The following is a 24356-nucleotide window of genomic DNA, read 5'->3' on the forward strand; positions in this document are numbered from 1 at the left end:
AAATTTTCGGGAAAATTTTTATGAAACAGCTTTTAAAAATTACATTTTTATCATTATTTATATCAATTTTTTTTATAAACGTAGAATGTACTAATGGTGGTTTAGTCGATTTAAACAACAGCAAAATAGAAACATCTATCACTCGACTAGCCGGCCAACTAAAATTAGATGGACAACCAACCCAAAATGCACTTGAAAAAGTAGAATTCACATTGCGCTTACTCGAAAAGTCTCAACAATCTTCCGATGCTTCACAATTTCAGCAAGAAATTTATTCCTCGTTACATCCATATTTAGCAAATTTAGCTCGCACCACAATGTTTAATGATGAGTACCAAAAGAATATAGATTTAATCGAAAAACTATTTAATACAGAATGTACAATCGAAGAAACTGGAGAAATTAAAAAACCTTTTAGATTTCCACTAATTTATTCCCTACTTGCTTTAACAAAAATAACTTTAGAAAATCCAGAATCTTATGAACAAATAAATTTATTAAAAAATAAAATTTCTATTTTTTTTAAAAATGCTTACTATCGAAACAAAAAAAAACTACATGCAAATCATCCCCCAATTACACTTAATGATATTTATCACCTTATTAATATAATTTATGAACAATTACCAACAGATAATTCACCTTCTCTTCTCAATCCAACAAATTGGAACTGGAATTATGTAGCTTGTGGTGTTGCTGCTGTTTGTACAATTGTTTTAACAGTTTTTATAGTAAGAACCTTAAATAAAGTAGATATTGCTTCCAATAATTTTAGCCATTCTTTAAAAAATATTGATAGATCTCTTGGTAATCCAGAAAATCCTACATCGGGAACATTAGCAAAAGTTTCGAGCGACTTTAGTCTTTCTCTAGAAAAATTTAATAAAGCATTAGGCGACAGTGAACATCCAGCAAGAAACACGCTTGCGCAAGCAATTGCAGATTTTTCACAATCACTGCGCAATGTTGATAGGTCACTTGGAGATCCAGAACATCCAACCTCAGGAACTTTGGCAAAAGCTTCTAGCGATTTTAGTAGTTCTTTAGAAAAACTAAACAAATCTTTAGGAGACAGTGAACATCCAGCAAGAAACACACTTGCTCAAGCAATTTTCGATTTTTCACAATCACTACACAATGTTGATAGATCACTTGGAGACCCAGAACGCCCTACTCGCAATACACTCGCACTTTCTCTTGAAAAATTAGATGCAACTTTAGATACAGTTCAAAGAACTTTAGGTCAATCCGAAGCTCCAGATCAAACTCTGGCACAAAATCTTCAAGCTTGCCGTGAAACTATGCGACAGGTACAAGATGTTATTGGACATCCACAAGGACAAGGAAGAGGAACACTTGCAGATACCTTAGGAAGTGTTGCTGATTTTGCAGATCAAGGCGCAGCGAGAGCCGCAAGACCTTATTGGGCGCAAGATGTAAGGAGAAGGGGTAGCCAAAATCCTGATGGAGCATCAAGCTTAGCCCCAAAACCTGCTCAACCAATTCCACCCACATCACCAAGTCCTACCGCAAGAGCATGTTCAAGTTCAAGTGACGGCTCTTCATCAGTGGGAAGTCACTCTGACGCAGAACCTCGTGGAAGTTTTCTTAGTCGGCTAGGAGGCCGTGTAGCAGATGTTTTAATGCCAACACCAGATTCTATTGAAGAAAAACCAAAGACCGAAAAACGTGATTAAATTAAAAGGAGAATAAAATATGAAAAAAGGATCATTAGAAGTAATTTGCGGATCAATGTTTTCTGGAAAAACAGAAGAGTTGATGCGCAGGCTTAGACGAGCAGAATTTGCAAAACAAAACATTTTAACTATAAAACATAAGATTGATGTACGAAAAAGTTACGAATGCATAGTTTCTCATAACGGAGCCAAAAGAGAAGCTTTTGCTTTCGACGGTACAGTGCAATGTCTTGAAAAAATATTAAAGCTTTCAGAAGGTCATGAAGTGGTTGGACTGGACGAAATACACTTTTTCATCCCACAGATAATAGAAACCATCAAAGCATTAGTCGACAACGGGAAAAGGGTCATTATCGCTGGATTAGACATCGACTTCCGTGGAGAACCATTTGCAATAACAGCTACACTCCTTGCAATCGCAGACGAAGTAACAAAACTAAAAGCAATTTGCGTCAAATGCGGAAAAGATGCAAAACACAATCAACGAATAATCAATGGTAATCCTGCAAAATATGATGATCCTATAATTTTAGTTGGCGCTGAAGAATGTTACGAAGCTCGATGCCGCGACTGCTTTGAAATCGAAAAACCTGCTAAAGATTCCTCAATAAATATTTTCCCATCAAGCAAAACAAAAATAACAGAAAATGAAATCTAGCAAATCACAGTTCAACTGCACAAATTGCGGCTATGTAAGTATAAAATGGGCCGGTTGCTGTCCCGGATGCAATGAATGGAATAGCTTTGTAGAAAAAACAATAGAGCAAAAGCAAGAAGGTTTTAAAAGCAAAATACACACCACATCAAAAGCAAATCTATATACCCTAAACACCATTCAAACAGTTAGGCAAGAGCGAATCGTAGCTGGAATAAAAGAGTGGGACCGCGTCCTCGGTGGCGGAATATTTCCTGGATCATTTTTGATTTTAACCGGCGACCCTGGAATAGGAAAATCTACTCTGCTTTTGCAAATCGCAAACAAAATAGCCGCAACGCACAAAGTACTATATTTTTCTTCTGAAGAATCTCTTGAGCAGGTCAAAAACCGCGCAATGCGATTAAAATGTCACAATGAACATTTACTTTTTTCAGATCAAGCATCAATGGAAAAAATCCTCACAACAGCGGTTGACGAAAAACCAGATCTTTTGATTCTCGATTCTATCCAAAACTGTTATTTCGAAAAATCAGAAACAATTCCAGGTACCATCGGACAACTTCGCGAATCTAGCTTTCACCTCATGAAACTTGCAAAAGAAAATAATATCGCTGTACTCGTCACAGGGCACATCACAAAAGATGGATATATGGCCGGTCCAAAATTGCTCGAACACATGGTAGATGGATTATTTTATCTGCAAGGTGAAGATCGCTGGCAAACAAGAGTTTTGCGCGCGATGAAAAATCGTTTCGGCGCTATAAATGAAATTGGTTTTTTTGAAATGCAGGAACATGGACTTTCAGAAATCACAGACATAAATAAATATCTTTTAAATAATTCTACACCCGCAGCAGGAAGTGCTTTAATCACATGCATCGAAGGGACACGTCCATTGATTTTGGAATTACAATCACTTTGCGTTGCATCCAAATTTGGAATTCCACAGCGAGTTGTTAGCGGAGTTGATCCCAAACAGATCGTACTTATTGCGGCAATACTCGAAAAATATTTGAAAATCAGACTTAGTGGTTATGACATATTTTTCAAAGTTAGTAGCTCCTTTAAAATCAAGGAAGAAGGAAGCGATCTTGGAATAGCTCTTGCTCTGCTCTCCAGTTATTTCCAAAAACCATTGCCGCAAAAATCAATCTCTATCGGCGAAATTAGTTTAACCGGACAAATAAAACCATGTACACAGCTTGAGCACCGCGTAAAAGAAGCAGAAAAATTTGGAATTGAAACCTTATTTTTGTCCGCACTACAAAAACCAAAAACAAGTTGCAATGTTGTATCGTTCAAACACATTTATGAACTGTTGAATTTGTTTCCAGAAGAATGAAATTCTATCTAAAATTTTGAAATAAAAAAGAGGGAATTTTTACATTCCCTCTAAATTGTGAATTCGCTTATGGATGATTTACGATCAAACGTGAAGTTTATTTAAAACTTTTCTTCTTATAATTTCTTCCCTTAGCAACTGAGCGCAATCTTCATGTCCCTCAGCAACCGCAATATAAAGAGGCATCATGCCGTCATCATCTTTTACTTCGATATTTGCCCCTACATTAATTAAAGTCTGAGCGCAATCTGCATGCCCACTTCCAACGGCAACATGAAGAGGCGTCATGCCATTATTAGCTTTTACTTCGATATTTGCCCCTGCGTTAATTAATGCTTCAGCACCACCTACTTTACCAAAACAAACCGCAATAAGAAGCGGCGTTGCGCCGGTCTCATTTTTTGCATCAATATTTGCTCCAGCATTTATTAAAACCCTAACACAATCTGCATATCCCACAGCATAATGAAGCGGTGTCGAACCATCTAGATCTTTTGCTTCAATATTTGCCCCTGCATTAATTAACGACTCAACACAACCTGCCTGACCAGTTGTAACTGCAGCATGAAGAGGCGTTGCGCCTTTATCTGTTTTTGCTTCAATATTTGCCCCTGCACTAATTAATGCCGAAACCCAATCTGCACGACCTAGACAAACAGCGACATGAAGCAATGTCGCGCCGGTCTCAGTTTTTGCTTCAATATTTGCCCTCGCTTTAATTAATGCCTTAATACAACCTGTGTGACCTAGAACAGCAGCAAGTTGAAGCGGTGTCATGCCTTTATCTGTTTTTGCTTCAATATTTGCCCCTGCATTAATTAATGCCTGAGCACAATCTGCATAACCAAGAGAAACAGCGAGATGCAAGGGCGTTAAATCAGCCATAACAAGGTTCTGATTTGCAAGATGCCCCTGCAACAAAAAGTTAGGATTTACAATCCTAGCTTGTAGTAAAAAATTTAATCTTCTCGTATCATCCAATTTTATTGCTTTTTCAATCGAAAACTTTACAATTTCTCTAAGCTCGGCCAATCTTTCCTCACTATGAGCTGCTGCTTGCAACTCAAGATCAATGATTCGATCTTCTCTAACCCCCAAAGATCCATCTCCCGCATTTAGCGTCATTCCCTCAAAAGCAATTAACGATAATGTAATAAACAACATTTTCTTAATAAAATTCATAATTTCTCCAATATCTAATTATTAAGTTTAAAAATATACAAATTAAACCCTATCAAATCTTGAAAATAATTACAAATGGGGTAATGTCGGCAGTGTGAAAACATTGATTTTCATAGTTTTTTATAAAATTCAAATCAAAAACATACAAAAAACTCAAATTTCGATGAATTAAAAAATTTGGAATTGAAACCTTATTTTTGTCCGCACTACAAAAACCAAAAACAAGCTGCAATGTCATATCGTTCAAACACATTTATGAATTAATGAATCTATTTCCAGAAGAGTAAAAAACTTGTAAATTCCAACTATTTTTAATCAAAAATCAAAACTCTGCATACTTTTCAAACTCGATCTGATAACATTTCTAAATATCGCTTTACGGATCGGAATTTGGATTTCCGATTTGTAAGCATAAATAAAGTTAAATTTAATTAATAATACAGGCTTTAATATTTGGATATTTGTTTGTACGCAGTGCCATTGTCACCCTCGCATGGGCGACAATACCGTATCAATCATAGATAGAAATTTGTAACATGCTTTATTCAAAAATTAAAGCTAAAAATAATTAAATTTAACTCACACTAAAGTAAGTAAAACTATAAAATTTAGGAGATTTTATGATATCAAGAGAATTAACTACAGAATTAAAAGCAACCGCAAAACAGTTTCCCGTCGTTGCCGTTTTAGGCCCAAGACAATCGGGTAAAACAACGCTTGTAAAAAACACATTCAAAAAATACAACTATGTAACGCTTGAAGATTTAGATAAAAAACAAATGGCGGAAACAGATCCGCGCTCTTTTTTGGAATCAAATAAAAATGAGCACGGTCTAACCTTGGACGAAGTACAGCTTACCCCAAATCTTTTTTCGTATATCAAAACATATGTTGATTCACACAAAGGAGCTGGGCAATTTATACTAACCGGATCACAAAATTTTTTATTAAACGAAAAAATCTCGCAATCACTTGCAGGAAGAGTTGCAATTTTAACACTCTTACCTCTGTCATACACTGAACTAGAAAAAGCAAAGCTTCTAAGCAATAAAATTGATAAAACTCTTTATTTCGGGTTTTATCCAAGAATTTGGAACGAAAAAATCCCACCACAAAAATGGTACAAAAACTATATTCAAACATACATCGAACGCGATGTAAGAAATTTAAGAAATGTTGAAAATTTAAGTTTGTTCCAACAATTCATAAAACTATGCGCGGGTAGAATTGGACAAGTTTTAAACCTTGCATCACTAGGAAATGATTGTGGAATTACAGCAAATACAGCACGCTCATGGATTTCTCTTTTAGAAAGTAGTTATATAATCCACCTTTTACGTCCACATTATAAAAACTTCAGTAAAAGATTAATCAAAGCTCCAAAGCTTTATTTCTACGATGCAGGACTTGCTTGTTCTCTACTTGAAATAGAAAATGAAAAACAATTAGCCACGCATTACTTGCGCGGAAATCTATTCGAATCTTTTGTAATTTCAGAATTAATCAAAAAACAGTATAACCAGGATAAAAGACCTAACGTCTACTTTTGGCGCGACAGCCTAGGACATGAAGTTGATTGCATAATTGAAAAAGGACAAGAACTAATTCCGCTTGAAATCAAAATCGGCAAAACAATAAATCCTAGTTTCTTTGACGGTTTACACTATTGGAATGAATTAGCAGGCGAAAAATCTCAAAATGGAGTTTTAATTTATGGCGGTGATGAAAAAGTTAAACATCAGGGAATTAAAATTTTAGGATGGAAATTTTTGAAAAATATTTCTTGAAATCTTTGAAATAAAAAAGAGGGAATTTTTACATTCCCTCTAAATTTTTATGTAGTTATGAAATATCAACCAAAATTTTTATTCTCTTCCTGGAATATAAGTTGACCCTGGAAGATGAACTCCTTGACATGCCGCCAAAGTCCAATCAAATTGCGCATCTTCTTGATACTCTTGAATTTTATGTTCTTTATTCACAGATTGTTCTTGTTTTTTATCGTCTTTGTTCTCTGATTTTTTTTGATCAGGATTTTGTGATTTATTCACCATTTTCTCTGTGTTTTTAGGCTTTGAACCTACATGATTATCCTTACATATTTTTTCATGTACAAAAACTGAATAATTCTCTTTTTTAGGTACAGATAACACATTAACTTGTGTAATATTAGAAGTCTTTTTTTGTGACGCAATACAATCTCGCAATTTTATTATCTCTTGCAATTCTCTTTCTTTTTTATATTCGTTAGACGATCTAATCAATTGAATGCATTTTTGAAGCTGCTGCAGATACCGCTCTGCTTTCAAAGAAGTCTGTTGGTCTGCTAATTGATTTGCAATAGCTTTTATATCTTCAAGGTTTATTCGTAAAGTAGATCTATAATTTCTATCTCCTCCCAAAAATTGTAATGCGTTAAGCAAAGGAAAATCATCATAATTAAATTGAGAATCTTTGAGATAAAAATTCAAATCCATTACAACTTTTTTTGAAAAATCTTGCTCAACTTGCTTTAATGAATTCCTGTTTTGTTCAATCAATTTTTTGGTTTCTTCGATCTGCATGTCTCTTCTTTTAGCAGCTAATGCTTTTTGTAAATCATCTTCGTTTATCGCGTTTAATTTAGATAGCAATAAATTGACTTTCCCTTTTAAAGTTGTAAATTCGTTCAATAATTCTGCTTTACGCTCAGAACTAAAACTTAACTCTGTTAACTCTTTTTGCAAATCATCAAAAACAGATAAATCTAAAGAATCTTTTAAAGACTTAAAGTCTTTAATTTTTGCCAAAGCGGTAACAATTTCATCAAATGGCTTTAAATTCCTATCCTTACCAATAGCAGCTGCATAAATAGCTTCATAAACAGAAATTTTACTATCAAGGCTCCATTGAAACGCGGATCTTTTTCGTGCTTTAAGATGTTGACATGCTTGAATTTTATGTATCAACCAAGCCGAAATAATAATAACTTGCACCCCTCCAACAATAGCCATTTCTCTTGGATAATTTTTTACGATTTGCCTTAGCCACGCAGAAGGAATGATAGCTAGCGTTTTTGCACGTTCACTTATATTTTGTAAGCAATCGACACTTTTTATATTAGAATTTACAAAGAATGCACTTATCCCTAAAACTAAAACAAGTGACTTAATTGCCTTATTCATAAAACCCCACTTAAATTAAATTTAACAACTAAAATGATTCAATTAAAATAATGCTGCCCTAAGGGCTTTATTAAGTCAAAATAAATTTTATGATATTTATAGAAAATGCGAATTTTATAATGTAAATTTATTTGTAATTTCAAATTGAAAACAAAACAAGGGTTATATTTTAAAGGCGTAAAAAATATCTTTAAATATAACCCGTTTATTTATTTGAATAATTTACAATTAAACGTGAAGTTTGCGTAAGGTTTTTTCTGTATCTTTTGTTAGATAATCTTCTAAAAGTTTTTTTGTTTGCGAATCTGAAGCAAAATCCAAAATAGTTTTACCTTTACATACAGCATAGACATTTGCGCCAGATTCAATCAATATCTTCACACAATCAACATATCCAAACGTTGCAGCCATATTTAAGGGCGTGATTCCAGTAGTTTTATGTGAAGGGGTATGACCTTGAGCTTCGATATTTGCCCCTGCTTTAATCAACGCACTAACACAATCCGCATGTCCTTCAATCGCAGCATAATGTAAAGCTGTTCCCAAAGTATCATCTTGAACATCAATATTCGACCCAGCATCGGCCAAGACCTTCACACATTCTGCGCGACCCTCCATAGCTGCTACATGTAAAGGTGTAAATCCTTCATTATCTTTTGCTTCAATATTTGCCCCTGCGTTAATTAAAGCATGAATACAAACAACGTGACCTCTTAAAACTGCTAAATGTAGCGGTGTCCACCCGTCGGCATCAATATTAAAATTTGGATTTATGAACCTTAATAACAATTCTAATCTTGTAGAATTTCCTAATCTTATTGCTTCCACTATCTCAAATCCAGCTTGAGCTCTAATCTGAGATAATCTTTCATCACTAAGCGCTGCTGCTTTTTCCAAATCGAAGTAAAACTGCGATATGCTATATTTTAAGTCACCATCACCAGCATTTAATAACATTCCATCAAAAACAATTAACGATAATGTAATAAATGTTATTTTTTTAACAAAATTCATATTTTCTCCATGTTTTAATTATCAAATTTAAATTATAAAAATATATGAATTAAATCCTATCGAATTTGATAATGATTGCAAATGGTGTTTATTGTTTTTATTAAAAATGTCAATTTTCGATGTTTTTTAACAGATTCAAAACAAAAGTGGGCAAAAAACTCAAATTTTAAGCTTTTAAAGACTTTTACCGAAATGAATCCCCCACTTGACAACCTACCCCCAAATCATTGATACTTGAATTTCGTATTTTAAAAATTCAAATTTAGGTCTTAGGGGCCGGCAATGGTAATAATTACTTTCTAACTTTTTTAAAGATTCACTATCGATATTTTCTGAATTATAGAAAAGTTTTCACAAAATCGTTTGTTAAAAATATTTATTTTCATTTTATAAAACTAATTAATTTATTAGTTATTTAAGCCACAATTATGAGGTTTCAATTATGAATAAACCATCTAATAATTTTATCGAAATCAAAGATTTAACAAAAATATACAACTTAAATAAATCGAATCAAAAAGAGGCTCTCAAAGGAGTAACTCTAGATATTCACAAAGGTGAAGTTTTCAGCCTGCTTGGGATAAACGGCGCGGGTAAAACAACTTTATCATCGATCATAGCAACACTCCACCCAGCAACAAGCGGTGACATTATGTTCGAAGGGAAATCGATATATTCAAACCTGTGCGAATATAGAAAATTGATCGGATTTTGTCCTCAAAAACCAAATCTTTCAAACGATCTAACAGTCGAGCAAAATTTAATGTTTTCCGGCAGATACTATGGGTTGAAAGAAGATGAGATAAAAAATCGAGTTGCAACTCTCACAAAAAGATATGCCCTCGAAGAATATTTAAATTCAATCCCAGATACACTTTCCGGCGGATACAAACAAAGAGTTATGATCGCGCGCGCACTTGTACATAATCCAAAACTTGTAATTTTAGACGAACCTACAGTTGGACTCGATCCACATATCAGGCATCATCTGTGGGAAGAAATTAGACTACTAAAAGCTGAAGGCGTTTCGGTAATACTAACAACACATTATTTGGACGAAGCAGAAATTTTATCAGATCGAATTTGTATTTTGGATAAGGGACAAATAAAGCTGATCGGAAAACCTCAAGAACTTAAAACTACATTTCAAAAAAGTCGCCTTGAAGATATTTTCTTAGATTTAATGCAACAAAGCGACGAAAAATAAAGGAATCAATTATGTTTAAAAATTTTATTTCTTATTCAAAAGTACTTTATCAACTGTTAAAAACAGACATGATAATTTTCAAAAAAAATATCATTGGAAATGCAATCGACACAAGCATTTGGGTCACAATTACATTAGTCGCAACTGCATATGTTTTTCCACATCTCGGCATGAACCAATCCTATGGGGCATTCATGGCAATTTCTCTCATTGGAAGCTGTGGAGTGTTTGAAGTTTGGCCAACAACTGCAACATTAATTTCTGACATCACAGGAGAACAAACTATTTCATATGCACTAACACTTCCAACTCCAACAGCTATAATCTGGATAAAATATGCAATAAGCGCTGCTATAAAATCTATGATCAATGCTTTAATCATACTTCCATTAAGCAAAATAATTTTGGGATCAAGACTTCCACTTGATAATTTTGTTTTTTGGAAATTTATTTTGATCTATGTAAGCATTTCACTTTTTACCAGCTTCTTTGCAGTTTTTATGACAAGCATTGTCAAAAATATGGAAACAATGCGCTCTGTTTGGCTTAGAACATTATTTCCAATGTGGTTTTTGGGCTCTTCACAGTTTCCCTGGTATGCGCTTCATACGTTCAATATAAAAGTTGCATATTTAATGCTCCTTAATCCTTTTACATATTTGATGGAAGGCATACATGCAGCCACATTTGCAAACCAAAACTTCTTACCATTTTGGATCTGTTTACTTTTGATTTGGTTTTGGATAATTATCTTTGGATTTGTCGGGATTTCTAGACTTAAAAAACGATTGGATTCCGTATAAAATATGACTTTTTACATTAAAAACTGTTTTTTCTCTAGAAAAACTTCCTCGAGACTCAACCCATTTGAAGTTTATTTTCAACAATGCTAAATTAGGCTAATATAAAGGACGTTTTTATAATCTGAGAATAAAAATAAAGGATAATTTTTATGAATAAAAAGTTTAAATATCTTGCAGTACTTGGACTCGGCTTAACATTGGCTGTTCAAGGTAATGTTAATGCAGAAAAACAAATGGATCCTTCTGTTGTAGCTAAAATTATTAATCTAACTAAAGAAGCAGCAGGAACAATTTACTTTACAGGCTTTGCTAATCTTTGCAAAAATGGATTGTCTAGGATTTCTAAAATTGATCAATTAAATCAAGAATGTCATAAATTAGGCGGCGTAGGATTTCTTTTTGATAGGGCAGGAGCAATGACCTGGGATTATCCTCTTATGAATTTCAAAGAGAACTCAGCATCTTATATGAACGGAAATGATTTTAAAAATCTAAATCTGTCACATTCATGTTTTCATAACTGCTCATTGGATCGCGCAAACTTTGAAGGTGCAAATCTAGATGGTGCAGATTTCAGCAACGCCTCTATCTTAGATGCAAAGTTTAAAGGCGCCACAGGAACAGAAAACACTAATTTTCATAACGCAAGAGTTATGTATGGCTGGGCTTCTCGTCAAGATGCTATGCAACACGCTGAAATCAGGCTTAAAGAAATGGGTTTAAATTCTATTATTGAAAATGGATCTTACAAAATTGTTAGAAAAACTAATAACTTTTATCTAAGACAAACTAATGTATTCGACAAAACAGTAAGTACTATTGCAGGATTTCTTAAACATCAAACAACTCAAAAACCTCAAGCAGCGACAATGCCATCTATCGAAGAACCTAAATCAGGCTCGTTTGGTGGCCTTTTTTATAATCCTCAAGCAGCACAAGTAACCGAAGAACTTACGGACTAAAAACTAAATTTTTAAGTAATTTAGCAAAAAAGAAGAGCGAAAATTTTTCGCTCTTCTTTTTTGTTTTTGCCCACAAATTCAAACATCGTAACATTAAAAAATGATTTATATTTTTTAAAAATATCATTTATAGATCTTAGGTTTTAAATTTATATATTATTAAGAATGTAAAAATAAATTATTTCTAAAATTTAAAAGTGGAGAAAATTATGGCCCAACAACTTTATAGATCAAATACAAATCGTAAAATTGCAGGAATATGTGGTGGAATTGGAAATTATTTTGATATTGATCCAGTTTTAGTGCGGCTCATCTGGCTTCTCTTTGTATTCATGGGGGGAACAGGAATATTCGCATACCTAATAGGCTGGCTTATAATTCCACTAGAAAATTCTAGCAATTGATTTATAATCATCCAAATTAAAAACAAAACTTTATAAAGGATTAAAATTTAATGAAAAAGTCGTTTTCAATGCTTCAATATTCTTCATTATTTCTTTTCTTAATTCTTGCAGAATCAACAAAAGACTGGAAACTTGCTTTTATGATTTCTGGACTTGTTGCCCTTGGAATTTTATTAAAAACTATTAAAACAGGAAGAGAGACTGGAATCATCGCAATGCCTGCAAATTTATTTTTGATCGGCGGAGCAGCTATGTTTCTTTTTGATATTCCATGGCTACAAAATATTTACTCCAACTTTCATGAAGCATCTTTTTTTATGTGGATTGTAATTTTTGGATTTTTTCAGACAATTTTTTCAGCCAAAGGATTTGTCGGTATCGAAGATAAAAATAAATCAAAAGTAATTGTTTTTTCTACAATTTTACTCATAACTTCTGCAATATCTCTAGGCATGTCGCTACATTTTGCAGGCCATCCTATTTTATCCGCAACACTTCCTATAATTTTGATAATTACAATGCAAGATATTTTACTTTGCATTCATGAAAACCGATTAAAAAGTATTATTTTTGTCATATGCGAAGCTGCAATAGTGACGACTCTATCAATTTCGGTAAAGTATTTGATTCATCTACCAGGAATTGCAAAATTGTTCATACCTTTTGCAATCAAAAGAATATTGGATCCTTTGTTTAAAACAAAAAAAATTTAAAAATAAGTAAAACAATAAGGCGGAATTTAAAAATCCGCCTTTACTAAATCTAAATATTTACATTCCCAACTATCTTTAAAAAACATTTCCCAATCAATTTCTTTCAAAATTTTAGGAAATACAATTTCATTTTCAATATCTTCTTTACTAAACCAGCTCACTTCAGTTATTCCTTCAATCAGTGCTTCTTTGGTATCTACCAATTCTCCACTAATAAATTCGCAAAGAAACCAAATTTTGATCACACGATATTTTTTAGAAAGTAAATCTTCGATAAAAAGTATTTTTGAAGGAGTAACATTAACACCGGTTTCTTCTTGTACTTCCCTAATTAACGCTGCTTTAATATCTTCTTCCATTTCTACCCCACCACCGGGACCAACAAGCCATCCATCATTTTTGCTTTTATATCTTACAAGCAAAACTTTATCATCTTTTATAATGACACCTGACGCAGCAATTCTTTGATATAAATTTTCCATATATTATTTTCTTTTATAAAATACCTAATAAACTAACATTTTCCATATTTTCACAAACTCTTTGTACCGATTGCCACGTTTTAAAAGCCTCATTTTTTAAAATTTCTTCTAAATTTATATCATCTTCTCTTAAATAAATTCTTTGGGCTTGGATCATGAACAACTGATATTCTATTTTTTCTCGATTAACTTTGGATCTATTACAAAAATGATAAAAAAAGGTTTTAACCTCTCTGCCTGAATCTTTAAAAGTTTTTTCGAATTCATCACAATTTTCTAACTTATCATCAACAAAAACAATCCTTGAAATGGCTGAATTAAATGTAGATTGAAACCACCCAATAAATTCTTTTAAGACAACACCTTTAGCATTTCCACCCGTACCTAAAACACCCCCAAAAAGGTAAGGGAAACCTGTTCTTTTACCATCAAATAAAGATTTCTTATTAAAAAGCATCCCCCTTTTTATATCTGGAAAACTGACGCTCAAATCCAAGCCTAACCTATTAAGTTCAAAATAACGTTTCTCAACAAAATTATTAAATTGTGCGTTCGGAAAAAATACACGATCTATTGGTCTAGTATCTATGCTTGTAAGAATTAAAACTCTAACTCCACGACTCAAAAGATCTCTTATCATTTGCAAAGCACAACCTTCTATAAAACTATCTAAAGAATAAAAAACTAATTTTTTAAAATCATCATGAGACATTAACTTTGCAAAATCTTTTGCAGAATTATGTAAAAACAATCTATCTTCTGATGAATATGCATCAGAAAAAATACTACCCCCTGTAATAAATCTCAAAATCTGATCTTTCATAACGCACAAAGTATAATCATAATCAAGAACTAATAACGAATTTCTATCAAGAGAATCTAAAACAGGTTTAATTTCTTCTAAAGAATGAATTGGTTCAACTCCAAAAATCATAGCTGTATAAAAAAATGAAAATATAAAAAATAAATATATTTTTTTCATAAATTGTCCCCAAAAAATAATTAATTAAAAATAGTTTTATAAACTATTCGCTTTTTCCACAACAAAAAAGATTTCTACAAAATATTTTTATTCCCTGCATTTTTGTTGAACACCACTCATTAAACTTCATCTGCACAAAAGCATCGTCTCTTGAAATTTGATTTTCAGTCCAATAAGTCCCATCTTTTTGCAATTTCTGAATCTGCAAACGAACAATATCTTTATCAACAGCTTGTGGATTTCGAAATTGATACCAAAAGGTTCTAGCTTTGAGGCTTAATTGCCTCATAGAAGTATAAACACTATCACAATTTTCTGGTTTATCATCTACAAAAACAACATTAGAAAAATCCAAATTAAACTTAGAATGAGCCATTTTAATAAAAGTTTTTAAAACTTCACCTTTGGAGTTATTTCCAACTCCTAAAATTCCTCTATAAAAATATGGGAAACCTCGTTCTGTATTAAATAAAGAAGTATTATTAAAAAGGTGTTCCTCAAACTGTGAAAAAGAATTTTGTAAATCTAAACCTAAATTCTTAAGGGATAAATATCTTTTCTGGACAGAATTTTCACACCATCCATCAAAATGCATAGGATCCAAATCTAATCTTCTAGTATCTATACTAGTAAGAATCAAAACTTTAATACCTCTACTAAGTAGCTTATTAACCATTTGTTTTATACAATCTTCTATAAAAATTTCTTCTCCATCAAACGCTAAATTTGTTATCCTCTGCTCTCCTATTAATTGTAAAAAATCATTTTGTGCAATTTGCAAAAAATCCTTATCTTTGGGTGAATAAGCATGGTCAAACTCGTACCCACCAAGCATATACCTTAAAACCTGGTCCTTTTGCACACATAAAGTGAAATCATAATCTAAAACAACCAAAGAATTTTGATCTAAATGATCAAAAACATGTGCTAATTGGCGAAAAGAATACAATGGTTCTTGAGATAAAACTGTAGTTGCATAAAAAAATGAAAATATAAAAAATAAATATAATTTTTTCATAAATTGTCCCTAAAAATTAATAATCCTCCAATAAAAATAGCTAAATTAAGGTATCTCCCCAAAAACGCTTAATTTAGCTAATATTATTTTCTATTTAAGTAAAAATTTCAAATGCCTAAGGCTAAAAAGTTTCAAAAGGCATCAAAAATCGACTTTTATCCGGTAAAATAACTATTTTTTAATAATTGTTGCGCCTTCAACTTTGCCCGAAATTACAGATTTTCCGTATAAAATGATTTCGCCGCCATCTTTTTCAAATTTAACATTTCCATCAATTGTCGAATCGATTAATTCCAATTTTTGTTTCTTAAAAAATGTCACTTTTAAAATATCTAAAGAAACTACATGACTATTTTTGAAAACAACTTTTTCTGCAGTTGCTTTAACATCTTTGATATTTGAATTTTCAACATTTAAAGCGCCAAAAATTTTTAAATTTTCTATTGTTGAATTTGATATATTTGTCGCACCTTTGATCTCAACATCATGGGCTATCAACTCTTTTGCATTTGTAGCACCCATAATTTCAACTTCATCAGCTCTAACATCAGTAATATTTGCAGCACCCAAAACCTCTAGCTCTTTGAACTGACATTTTTTAGCATTAAGTACGCCTTTGATTTCTGTATCGCCTGCAACTTTTACATCTTCTAAATTAGCAGCGCCATAAACGTTCAATTTTTCAAACGACTGGTCTTTTAAATCGGCCGCACCAAAAAATTTCGAACATTTACTATTATCTGATTGCTCTACTTTGCAACTATCACATCGCTTACAACAATTGCCACAATTGCCAATAAATCCAACAACAAATATCAAACAAAGTAATAAAAGTATTCCGTTTATCATTTAATTCCTTTTCTATTTAAAAACCGGTTTTAAGAATTTTCATTCTCTCTAACTTTTGACTCAAATACAAGTTTATCTTCGCCAATCTCTTTAAAAAATTGCTCTAGATATTTTTCCATAAACTCATGCCGTTCTTGCGCAAGCTTTTTGCCCGTGTTTGTATTCATTCGATCTTTTAAAAGCAATAATTTTTCATAAAAATGGTTAAGTGATGTTTTGCTGCTTTGCTTATATTGTTCAAACGACTGATGCAAAACCGGTTTTATTTGGGGATTATAAATTTCTTGTTGCTTATAACCGCCGTATGCAAATGTTCGCGCTATAGCAATCGCGCCCACTGCATCAAGTCTATCCGCATCTTGGACAATTTTTCCTTCAAGAGTACGCATTGCAGTTTCTACTCCGGCACCCTTAAATGTAAGTGTTTCTATAATTTCGCAAACATGATCTATGATACTGCTTTCAACATCAATCGAAGTTAAAAACTCTCGTGCAATTTTTGAACTTGCCTTCGTATCACCACCATTAAACTTCCAGTCAGAAATATCCTCTAACAAAGCAGCAAGTTGCACAACAAAAAGATCCGCTCCTTCTTTTTTCCCAATTTCTAGTGCAGTTTTCCAAACGCGACTTGCATGCCACCAGTCATGCCCTGTACCTTGACCATAAAGTTTGCTTTTCACAAAATCTGCAGTTTGCTGAATAATTTTTTGTTGATCCATAAAATCTCCTTCCTTTTATTATTTAATCCAAGTTAACAAATTTTTCCGCTACCTTTTGTAAAATATTTGAATTGTCTGTTTTATATTCCAAACTAGTCCAATGATTTTCATCAAATTTAAAATGGAAAACATCTATTGGTTTTAATGTTTTTGTAAAACCCCATTTTTGAAAAGCATTATAAGCAGTATTGTTAGTTATACGAGTTATAAGAAATATTCGTTTGACTTGTGGAACAATTTTAAAAATTGAACTCATAAGCAACTTTCCCAAACCTCGATTCTGCTCTTGCGAAAGAATAGCCAAACTATGACCCAAAGTGTCGCCAAAAGCACACCCTGAAGAAATTGAAAGAATTCTAAAACCTAATAATTTTTGAGTTGCTTGATCTTTAACTGTCGCAAAAAAATAAATATCTTGCTCCCAAACTTTAATAATTTCTTCGGCAAAAATGGATAAATCGGCAACTCCGAAATAAAAAGTTTTTAACATTGATTTTAATTTTTCTTCAACAGCATTCCAATCAACTGCAGCAATTCCATTTTTAAAAAAAGGATAAAAACTTTTTAAATATAAATCTTGCTCTGTTACAGCATTTGGATATTTTTTCAGAAATTCCATTTCAACTGGTACATAAGAAGAAACAGCTAATTCACTTACACTTTTCATTAGCTGTGGATAATCGGAAGATCGAATTCCGGTCATCGTCCATTCAAGCACAACAGGAACTCCATATTTATCTTTTGCTAAAAACTTTCCCGTCTTTTTTGATTTTTTTGAATTTTTGATAAATGTTAACCACTCGGATGAACCTTGAATACTCATTTCTTCTCCATCAAACCTTATTCGCTATTTTAATATTTTCTATTTCTAACTTCAGATAAAAGAGGCAACGCTGCTTAAAATCACAACGTTACCTCTTTGTTTAACAAACTAAATTATATCAAAAATTCCTTATTTGTTTTTGCTAAAATCCAATCCAATATTATTTTCAATGCCTCTGGCGCTATTGTTTCTTCAATTGTTCCATACTCTGCTAAAGAACCCGTTTTACATGTTTGAAATGTATGATTCAAATTATGCAATTCAACTGTTTTATAATCCAAATTGCCTGCAGCTTTTAGTGAGTCAGAAGTTATTTCTAGCGATGGATTAGATGAAACAATCCAATCTCGATCACCATTAAGAGCAAGAACGGGGACAACAATCTTTTTAAGCATTTCAGCGGTATTACAATTAAGAAAATAACGATACCAAGATGAATTAAATGCCTCAACCATTGAATCTATTTTTGATTTGGTTATTGCAAAAGGAATATTATCCGATTCTTTTTTTAAATTCTCAGGCAATTGCGCGCAATAATCATTCATTAGTTTTTGCAGTTTAACTTTGGCAACTTCTATATTTAATTCTTGTTTTACAATGGTCAATATCTGCATTCGCAATTTATGATCTTGAGCAAGAAGTTCTTCACTTGCACCATCAGCCTTTAACTGCTTTGCAGTTTGCATAACTAAATCATCAACATCTGTTTGGACAACTCCTGCCATCGATACTAAAAAAGCAACATCTTTGGATTCTGCAGCTAACATACAGGCAATCATCCCGCCTTCACTATGTCCAATTAACCCAATTTTATTTGGATCAATCTCTTTTCGCGTTTTTAGATATTTAATTCCGGCAATAACATCATCCGCAAAATCTCTGCTCGTTGCCACCGCATAATCTCCCGTAGATTTTCCAACTCCACGCTTATCAAAACGTAAAACGGCAATACCATTACGCGTCAGATAATCTGCAAGCACTAGAAAACGCTTGTGCCCCATCATATTATTATCACGGTCATGCGGACCTAAACCAGCAACCAATATCACAGCGGGGAAATGTCCGGTTTGATTCGGCATAGTTAAACTACCTGAAAGGTTTACTTTTGCCTTCTCATTTTGATAACTCACTTCTTCTATTGAATAAGGGAAAGGAGGTTTTGGTTCTTGATAAAAATTTAGCTGCCTTGTGTCTTTATTACTCATTTTTCTTCAGTTCTTTCGATATTTTTTGTTAAACAATTATTAATCATGTACATGCACATAAAAATGCATAAACAGATCAACTTTTATGCAGTCAGCATAAAATATTAAAATTATATGGAAAATATAAACACGAATACCAAAAACAGATGAAAAACATCACGTTTTTCGGCTAGTTTAGATAAGAACTAATAAAACTTTCATAACGGCCTCGCTAAATTTTCTATTTTAATTTGAGGTCCAAATAAACTATAACTAAGTGATAATGCTAACCAAGAATTTCACTTTTAGCAAAATAATTGCTCCTTTAATTTGCAACATATTAAGCAGGTACTTTAGCAAATCAAAAACGCTTATTCATTTGCTCGTGCCCTTACTCTTTCAATGACTCCTTGCATTCTTCTTTCTTCGAAATATTTTATTAAAATGGGGTATTTATCAACTAAAGAAAGAAATAACTGTGTCCCTTTTTTATTATTTAATTTAAGCAATGTATAAACAGCAGAAACTAAACTATCATCATCATTTTTTTTATAAGCTTCTTCGGCAAGTTTAATAAGATAGTCAGCAGCACTTTCATCACCTATGTCTATCAAACACTCTGCAGCTTCGATTTTACCGCTTAAATAATCACTCTTATCTATAAATTCATGTAATTTTTCTTTTATAGGTGGCCATTTTAAAGAGATTAAAACCTCTGCCAATATTAATTTATTTTCTTCATCCTTTTCTTCTTCGTTAAAAAGATTAATTAGGTACTCAAACTCTATAGGATCTTTTTCTGCAGCCTTTTTCATTTCATCCATATAAAATTCAATTACATTATAATCTTGTACACCATCTCTAAAAGCATTATAAAAACTTCGAACGTTTGTTTTCATAAATTATTCATTTGCTAATTTTTTAACTTCCTTAAAAAACTCTTTTCCTTCGCAATATTTTTTTAATTCTTCATATTTATTTACTAATTTAAGAAAAGCTTGTGTTCCTTTTTTATTTTCTAGCCTAAGCAGTGTTATTGCAGCAGAAATTAGATAATGATTATCCTTTTTTTCATATGCTTCTTGTGTTGTATTGATAATATAATCAATTGCTCTTTCATCTCGCATGTCTACCAGATATTCTATAGCTTCAATTTTATTTCCTAAATCGCAACTTTTTTCTATTAACTCATGTAAGATATTTTTTATAGGCATCCATTTCAATAAAACTAAAACTTCTGCTAATGTTAATTTATTACCCTCATATTTTTCTTCGCTTAAAAGATTAATTAAATCTTCGAACTCTACAGGATCACTTTCTGCAGCATTTTTCATTCTATTTATGCAATCTTCATAAATATCATAGTCTTGACATTCATATCTTATTGATTCATAGATATCTCTTAATTTGCTTTTTTTCATAAATTTCCTTTATTGATTCCATGTAGGGTATACGGTTAATATTTTCCCTTCTGAACTAACTCGAGCTTCAACTCTAATGCCTCTAGAAGTAATACCTACAAATTTATTACCCTCAATATTATTTGCTTTATTTGAAACTATTTCTTTCGCAGCTTCGAAAATATCTTTAGAAGTATAATTTGTAGGCCACAGTGTTTTTATACCTTTGATTTCTTCACCTGATTGTGTAATAACTTTTGCTTTGTTATAAAATTTATCTTTTGCAAATACATGTTTTGGAGAAATAACTCGAGTAACGCCATTTTCTAATTTTTCAACTTTAAATAAATCATCCGCGAAATTAAATTTCTTTTTAAAATTTTCAAAAGCCTCCAATGTATGCATCCCAACTGTTAATCCAGAACGAATTTGCTGTGTCTCATTAGCAGCTAAAAACTCCCCGCAAAATACATGTTCTATCGATTTTCCGTTCCATTCTTCATGTCGTAGAAGCAAATCTAACCATTGATTTGTATGAACACCGACATCATGAATAGCGGGATGATCGGTTAAACATTTTTTGGCATAAGCAACTTTTTCTGCTCCAAACTTTTTTTCTAAATCGTAGACATGATTTAAATCGCAAACAAGATTATTAATCGGAGCCACCACAGCTTGTAAATCTGGATTTTTAATAGTTCGAGCAATTCTCTCTTCGTTTTTCAAAATTTGTACGAACTTTGATATTTGACCAAAAGCTACGCTATGTGCTGTCGGAATTTTACTACCAATGACAAAACTTCCCGCTACTCGCCCAACTGTTTTTTCTGCTCCCAACACTTCATCACTATCCAAATAATCTAGCTTGTCATTTATCGATTTGAGCACTTTATCAAAAGATAAATCTGAATGATCTCTTATATGTTTTAAAAATTTTATAGAACCATCAAAGAAGTCATCACAAGCACCGTCGGGATTTTCTGCAACATATTTACCTAACTCCCATGCGTTTAACGCAGCCATAGTTGAATATTTTTTCAATCCTGATCCGGCAGCACAAGCAAGATTTTTAATCGCAGTATAACTTTCATCAATTGTTTCAAGCGGTCTATCAATGGTATCTACAGCATAAGCTAAAGCATCAAAAGCGGATAAACCTACACCTTTTGCTAAAGATAAACCTGTATGAAGATAAACATCTTCGAATTTCACATAAACTTTTGCTATTTCTTTGCTATACCGAAGCATCGAATGCGCAAAATTATTAGCAGCGGCACATTTTATCATCTCATTTTTAAGCGCAAAGTTTTTAGCATGTCGCAATGCAGAATAAATGGCATATGAAGGACCATGTAGTTGCTTAACATCTACAAAAGAATCTAACATTTGAGAAGTTTGATTGATTATGTCAACTGTTTCTCCCAAAAACGATCTCTGTACTTTATTACCCGTAAAAGATCTGTACTCATTCGGGTCAAAATTTAATCGCGGCAAATATTCGCATGCTTGGTTGTTTAGACTATAATATTCAGTTCTAATTTCTTTATTTGGACCTTCTTGCAAATAGCTATAAATTGCGTCTGATCGTTTTTTCAAAAAAGCATTTTCATCACTATGCACAGTTGCTTCTTCGCCTTCTGTAGGCAAACTTTCAAGCCCAACACGCGCAACTTCTTTATCATACTCTGAAGAGTTAGAAGAGTTTGAAACATTATTAAAGAACTGCTTTTTGTATCGAATAGCTTGCAACTCGTTGCTACCAGGATCACCAAACAAAGAATCAGTTACAAAATTAGACGCCTTTGTAAGAAGCGATTGATTTTGCTTTTCTAATTTTTCTTTATTTTCTTCTTCCTCTTTTTGCAATAACATTTCATTCAAAGCATTTTGCTGTTCTTGTTCCCACTCATTGTGCTTTGACAAATATTCTTGCTCATTTGCTGATTTTAAAGATTCCTCTTCTTTTTGCTGCTTCAAAATTTGACGATTCATCTCTTCAATATCAAAAGCCGATTGTAGAAAAATATCTGAAAGCGTAGCGTTCAACTTTTTCATCGATGCATCATCAGCAAGATAATAATTTGAAGTTTCAAGCTCGGACGCGATAACATTCGTAAGCAACTGATTTAAATTTCCATCACTACTACCAAGCGGATTAAAAATTGCTGAAATATTATTTTTTATTATTGATAAATTATCTTCACTTAAATTTTCTATGCGGTATAAACCTTTAATCGAATTCAAAACTTGAGAATTTTTTTGTAAATCTAATACCAAATTGCTATAAGCCAAAGCTGCATCTTTACAAGCATCACAATAACTTGATACAAGAAAAATTTTGTTCTTTTGATCTTGGTCAGATTTATAGGAGAAATTTTCTTTGATAAGGGTTATAGAAGGTCTTCGATAATTCAAAAGGTTCGGATCCCACTTTAAATCTCCTGAACCCTGAGTAATTAATAACGAATATTTTTCGCTAGCAACGATCATCTTTTCGCAAAAATCACATAAAGCAAACGATTCTTTAATGTTATTATTTGCCGATTTATCTGCAGCCAAATTTGCAGTCCTATAAATCATTTCTGTAAGCGATTTTATACGATCATCCGCATTAAAATATTTTCTCAAAACACAGGTTCTATTTAAAACCGCTTCAATCTCTTGATTTACCAGTTGCTGTACTTTGCATCCATCACACTTTTTGAATTTCTCACAATTTATCCCAAAAGATTTCAAATCATTTTCTGCATCTTGTGACAAATTATATGTTTTACACTCTTTGGCGGTAAAATCTGAAAAATCATCATTTAAGGCGCTTATACGAATTTTGTATTTTTCAAAATTATTCAAATCATTATTTTTTAATGCACTGTTCATTCTACCAATAGATTCCACTGATGCTTCTATCAATTGCTGTTGCCGCTGTGAAAGTATTAATTCTTTTTGTTGTTTTTCTACAACATTCAAAAGAATCTTATATGTTTCTTGCCCTCCTTTAAGTGAATTATTTTTATCTTTTCTTTGCTTTTCAGATTCAATAAGTTGCTTCTGCCACAATTTACTTTCTTGATTTCCCTTGATAATCGCACTCGAATAATTCTGATAAAACTCAGATCTTTCGGATTTTATTCGACTAGCTTCGGTTTGAACATATCTTACCCATTCCTTATCTGCGAGACCCGCATCTCTTCCGGAATGTTTATACTTACAACGATGATCATATTTTTCGAAATATTTGTCTTTATCCAAAATATATTCTTCATAGCCTAGGGCGTCACAAATCATCCCTTTATAATTTGGATTTGAATAATAATCGAAATTACCAAAAAGATTTTGATTATTTTGTGGAGATCTATTTAACTGATCGGAAAATTTTGTTTTTATTTCATTTTGATCAAAACTTTGAATCTCTGGATTTTTTACCGGATGTTCTTTTGGTGTGGTATTGTACAATGCATTTAAATTCTGGGTTCTACGAGAAGCTTCGTATTCACATCGAGCTTGGTCCATGAAAGCCTGAGTATCATTTTGCTGTGATTTAGGCTGTGAATAATTCCCCATAGAAAATTGTGTGTTATACTCAGCTATAGGCGCAGCTCCATAGCTATCCAAATAAGATGGAACTAATTTAATAAAAGTTGTTGCAATTAAAAGTAAAAATATAAAAAGTAGTTTAGAAATTTTTTTGGATATCATTTTGGATACCTCATTTTTTAAACAAAAAGCCCACGAATTTTTCGTGGGCTTTTA

Annotated in this window: 23 protein-coding genes; 9 read left to right on the forward strand and 14 right to left on the reverse strand. The window is 32.4% G+C overall.

The genetic code is table 11. The features are described from left to right. The first annotated feature begins 20 nt into the window (after nt 1–20). Genes DEA20_04345 through DEA20_04355 form a run of 3 tightly spaced genes read left to right on the forward strand, consistent with a single transcriptional unit; the run spans nt 21 to nt 3697 of the window. Nucleotides 21–1697: a hypothetical protein gene (locus tag DEA20_04345; protein ID HBS48397.1), complete on the forward strand. Its 1677-nt coding sequence runs from the start codon at nt 21–23 to the stop codon at nt 1695–1697. A 19-nt stretch (nt 1698–1716) separates the two neighbouring features. After that, the gene (locus tag DEA20_04350; GenBank protein HBS48398.1) at nt 1717–2355 is read left to right on the forward strand and encodes a thymidine kinase; all 639 of its coding nucleotides are present in this window, start codon (nt 1717–1719) and stop codon (nt 2353–2355) included. Next, nucleotides 2345–3697: a DNA repair protein RadA gene (locus DEA20_04355; protein HBS48399.1), complete on the forward strand. Its 1353-nt coding sequence runs from the start codon at nt 2345–2347 to the stop codon at nt 3695–3697. Before DEA20_04350 ends, DEA20_04355 begins: the two co-directional genes overlap by 11 nt. Nucleotides 3698–3781: 84 nt before the next feature. Here the strand turns inward: DEA20_04355 and DEA20_04360 are convergent, their stop codons facing one another. Continuing rightward, nucleotides 3782–4879, reverse strand: coding sequence for a hypothetical protein (locus tag DEA20_04360; protein ID HBS48400.1), 1098 nt, complete (start codon nt 4877–4879; stop codon nt 3782–3784). Nucleotides 4880–4931: 52 nt separating this feature from the next. Beyond that, a complete protein-coding gene (locus DEA20_04365; GenBank protein HBS48401.1) occupies nt 4932–5117 on the reverse strand; it encodes a hypothetical protein in 186 nt (61 codons plus the stop codon). A gap of 382 nt (nt 5118–5499) precedes the next feature. Between DEA20_04365 and DEA20_04370 the strand changes: the two genes are divergently transcribed. Beyond that, nucleotides 5500–6666 (forward strand): AAA family ATPase, encoded by a 1167-nt coding sequence (locus DEA20_04370; protein ID HBS48402.1) that lies wholly within the window; start codon nt 5500–5502, stop codon nt 6664–6666. A 78-nt stretch (nt 6667–6744) separates the two neighbouring features. Here the strand turns inward: DEA20_04370 and DEA20_04375 are convergent, their stop codons facing one another. Both DEA20_04375 and DEA20_04380 read right to left on the reverse strand, forming a co-directional pair. Beyond that, nucleotides 6745–8043, reverse strand: coding sequence for a hypothetical protein (locus DEA20_04375; protein HBS48403.1), 1299 nt, complete (start codon nt 8041–8043; stop codon nt 6745–6747). A gap of 228 nt (nt 8044–8271) precedes the next feature. Further along, nucleotides 8272–9057, reverse strand: a complete 786-nt coding sequence (locus tag DEA20_04380) for a hypothetical protein (protein ID HBS48404.1) — start codon at nt 9055–9057, stop codon at nt 8272–8274. A 442-nt stretch (nt 9058–9499) separates the two neighbouring features. On the opposite strand from DEA20_04380, the gene DEA20_04385 reads away from it, so the two are divergent. From DEA20_04385 to DEA20_04405, 5 genes are all read left to right on the forward strand, one after another. Then, complete coding sequence (locus DEA20_04385; protein HBS48405.1) at nt 9500–10264, forward strand: hypothetical protein; 765 nt, start codon at nt 9500–9502, stop codon at nt 10262–10264. An 11-nt stretch (nt 10265–10275) separates the two neighbouring features. Continuing rightward, complete coding sequence (locus DEA20_04390) at nt 10276–11067, forward strand: hypothetical protein (protein ID HBS48406.1); 792 nt, start codon at nt 10276–10278, stop codon at nt 11065–11067. 149 nt (nt 11068–11216) lie between these two features. Further along, the gene (locus DEA20_04395; GenBank protein HBS48407.1) at nt 11217–12029 is read left to right on the forward strand and encodes a hypothetical protein; all 813 of its coding nucleotides are present in this window, start codon (nt 11217–11219) and stop codon (nt 12027–12029) included. A gap of 209 nt (nt 12030–12238) precedes the next feature. Further along, on the forward strand, nt 12239–12433 hold the full coding sequence (locus DEA20_04400) for a PspC domain-containing protein (protein ID HBS48408.1): 195 nt from the start codon (nt 12239–12241) through the stop codon (nt 12431–12433). 50 nt (nt 12434–12483) lie between these two features. Further along, nucleotides 12484–13146: a hypothetical protein gene (locus tag DEA20_04405; protein HBS48409.1), complete on the forward strand. Its 663-nt coding sequence runs from the start codon at nt 12484–12486 to the stop codon at nt 13144–13146. 26 nt (nt 13147–13172) lie between these two features. Here the strand turns inward: DEA20_04405 and DEA20_04410 are convergent, their stop codons facing one another. The 10 genes from DEA20_04410 to DEA20_04455 all read right to left on the reverse strand — a co-directional run bounded on the left by DEA20_04410 (nt 13173) and on the right by DEA20_04455 (nt 24302). Beyond that, nucleotides 13173–13628, reverse strand: a complete 456-nt coding sequence (locus tag DEA20_04410; GenBank protein ID HBS48410.1) for a hypothetical protein — start codon at nt 13626–13628, stop codon at nt 13173–13175. A gap of 13 nt (nt 13629–13641) precedes the next feature. Beyond that, entirely contained in the window at nt 13642–14610 is a 969-nt protein-coding gene (locus DEA20_04415) for a hypothetical protein (protein ID HBS48411.1), read from the reverse strand. A gap of 43 nt (nt 14611–14653) precedes the next feature. Continuing rightward, a complete protein-coding gene (locus DEA20_04420) occupies nt 14654–15628 on the reverse strand; it encodes a hypothetical protein (protein HBS48412.1) in 975 nt (324 codons plus the stop codon). 171 nt (nt 15629–15799) lie between these two features. Beyond that, on the reverse strand, nt 15800–16477 hold the full coding sequence (locus tag DEA20_04425) for a hypothetical protein (protein HBS48413.1): 678 nt from the start codon (nt 16475–16477) through the stop codon (nt 15800–15802). Nucleotides 16478–16506: 29 nt separating this feature from the next. Next, nucleotides 16507–17199, reverse strand: coding sequence for a phosphohydrolase (locus DEA20_04430; GenBank protein HBS48414.1), 693 nt, complete (start codon nt 17197–17199; stop codon nt 16507–16509). 22 nt (nt 17200–17221) lie between these two features. Continuing rightward, entirely contained in the window at nt 17222–18022 is an 801-nt protein-coding gene (locus DEA20_04435; GenBank protein HBS48415.1) for a hypothetical protein, read from the reverse strand. Between the two features lie 113 nt (nt 18023–18135). Continuing rightward, entirely contained in the window at nt 18136–19227 is a 1092-nt protein-coding gene (locus DEA20_04440) for an alpha/beta hydrolase (protein ID HBS48416.1), read from the reverse strand. Between the two features lie 350 nt (nt 19228–19577). Next, nucleotides 19578–20105, reverse strand: coding sequence for a hypothetical protein (locus DEA20_04445; protein HBS48417.1), 528 nt, complete (start codon nt 20103–20105; stop codon nt 19578–19580). Nucleotides 20106–20108: 3 nt separating this feature from the next. Next, on the reverse strand, nt 20109–20627 hold the full coding sequence (locus DEA20_04450) for a hypothetical protein (protein HBS48418.1): 519 nt from the start codon (nt 20625–20627) through the stop codon (nt 20109–20111). A gap of 9 nt (nt 20628–20636) precedes the next feature. Continuing rightward, entirely contained in the window at nt 20637–24302 is a 3666-nt protein-coding gene (locus tag DEA20_04455) for a hypothetical protein (GenBank protein HBS48419.1), read from the reverse strand. Nucleotides 24303–24356: the final 54 nt, after the last annotated feature.

Source organism: Candidatus Dependentiae bacterium (assembly GCA_003511165.1).
Lineage (GTDB): Bacteria > Babelota > Babeliae > Babelales > UBA12411 > UBA12411.

Coding starts and splice junctions, on each gene's coding strand:
- DEA20_04345 (HBS48397.1), top strand. CDS start 21: ATGAAACAGCTTTTAAAAATTACATTTTTATCATTATTTATATCAATT.
- DEA20_04350 (HBS48398.1), top strand. CDS start 1,717: ATGAAAAAAGGATCATTAGAAGTAATTTGCGGATCAATGTTTTCTGGA.
- DEA20_04355 (HBS48399.1), top strand. CDS start 2,345: ATGAAATCTAGCAAATCACAGTTCAACTGCACAAATTGCGGCTATGTA.
- DEA20_04360 (HBS48400.1), bottom strand. CDS start 4,879: ATGAATTTTATTAAGAAAATGTTGTTTATTACATTATCGTTAATTGCT.
- DEA20_04365 (HBS48401.1), bottom strand. CDS start 5,117: ATGACATTGCAGCTTGTTTTTGGTTTTTGTAGTGCGGACAAAAATAAG.
- DEA20_04370 (HBS48402.1), top strand. CDS start 5,500: ATGATATCAAGAGAATTAACTACAGAATTAAAAGCAACCGCAAAACAG.
- DEA20_04375 (HBS48403.1), bottom strand. CDS start 8,043: ATGAATAAGGCAATTAAGTCACTTGTTTTAGTTTTAGGGATAAGTGCA.
- DEA20_04380 (HBS48404.1), bottom strand. CDS start 9,057: ATGAATTTTGTTAAAAAAATAACATTTATTACATTATCGTTAATTGTT.
- DEA20_04385 (HBS48405.1), top strand. CDS start 9,500: ATGAATAAACCATCTAATAATTTTATCGAAATCAAAGATTTAACAAAA.
- DEA20_04390 (HBS48406.1), top strand. CDS start 10,276: ATGTTTAAAAATTTTATTTCTTATTCAAAAGTACTTTATCAACTGTTA.
- DEA20_04395 (HBS48407.1), top strand. CDS start 11,217: ATGAATAAAAAGTTTAAATATCTTGCAGTACTTGGACTCGGCTTAACA.
- DEA20_04400 (HBS48408.1), top strand. CDS start 12,239: ATGGCCCAACAACTTTATAGATCAAATACAAATCGTAAAATTGCAGGA.
- DEA20_04405 (HBS48409.1), top strand. CDS start 12,484: ATGAAAAAGTCGTTTTCAATGCTTCAATATTCTTCATTATTTCTTTTC.
- DEA20_04410 (HBS48410.1), bottom strand. CDS start 13,628: ATGGAAAATTTATATCAAAGAATTGCTGCGTCAGGTGTCATTATAAAA.
- DEA20_04415 (HBS48411.1), bottom strand. CDS start 14,610: ATGAAAAAAATATATTTATTTTTTATATTTTCATTTTTTTATACAGCT.
- DEA20_04420 (HBS48412.1), bottom strand. CDS start 15,628: ATGAAAAAATTATATTTATTTTTTATATTTTCATTTTTTTATGCAACT.
- DEA20_04425 (HBS48413.1), bottom strand. CDS start 16,477: ATGATAAACGGAATACTTTTATTACTTTGTTTGATATTTGTTGTTGGA.
- DEA20_04430 (HBS48414.1), bottom strand. CDS start 17,199: ATGGATCAACAAAAAATTATTCAGCAAACTGCAGATTTTGTGAAAAGC.
- DEA20_04435 (HBS48415.1), bottom strand. CDS start 18,022: ATGAGTATTCAAGGTTCATCCGAGTGGTTAACATTTATCAAAAATTCA.
- DEA20_04440 (HBS48416.1), bottom strand. CDS start 19,227: ATGAGTAATAAAGACACAAGGCAGCTAAATTTTTATCAAGAACCAAAA.
- DEA20_04445 (HBS48417.1), bottom strand. CDS start 20,105: ATGAAAACAAACGTTCGAAGTTTTTATAATGCTTTTAGAGATGGTGTA.
- DEA20_04450 (HBS48418.1), bottom strand. CDS start 20,627: ATGAAAAAAAGCAAATTAAGAGATATCTATGAATCAATAAGATATGAA.
- DEA20_04455 (HBS48419.1), bottom strand. CDS start 24,302: ATGATATCCAAAAAAATTTCTAAACTACTTTTTATATTTTTACTTTTA.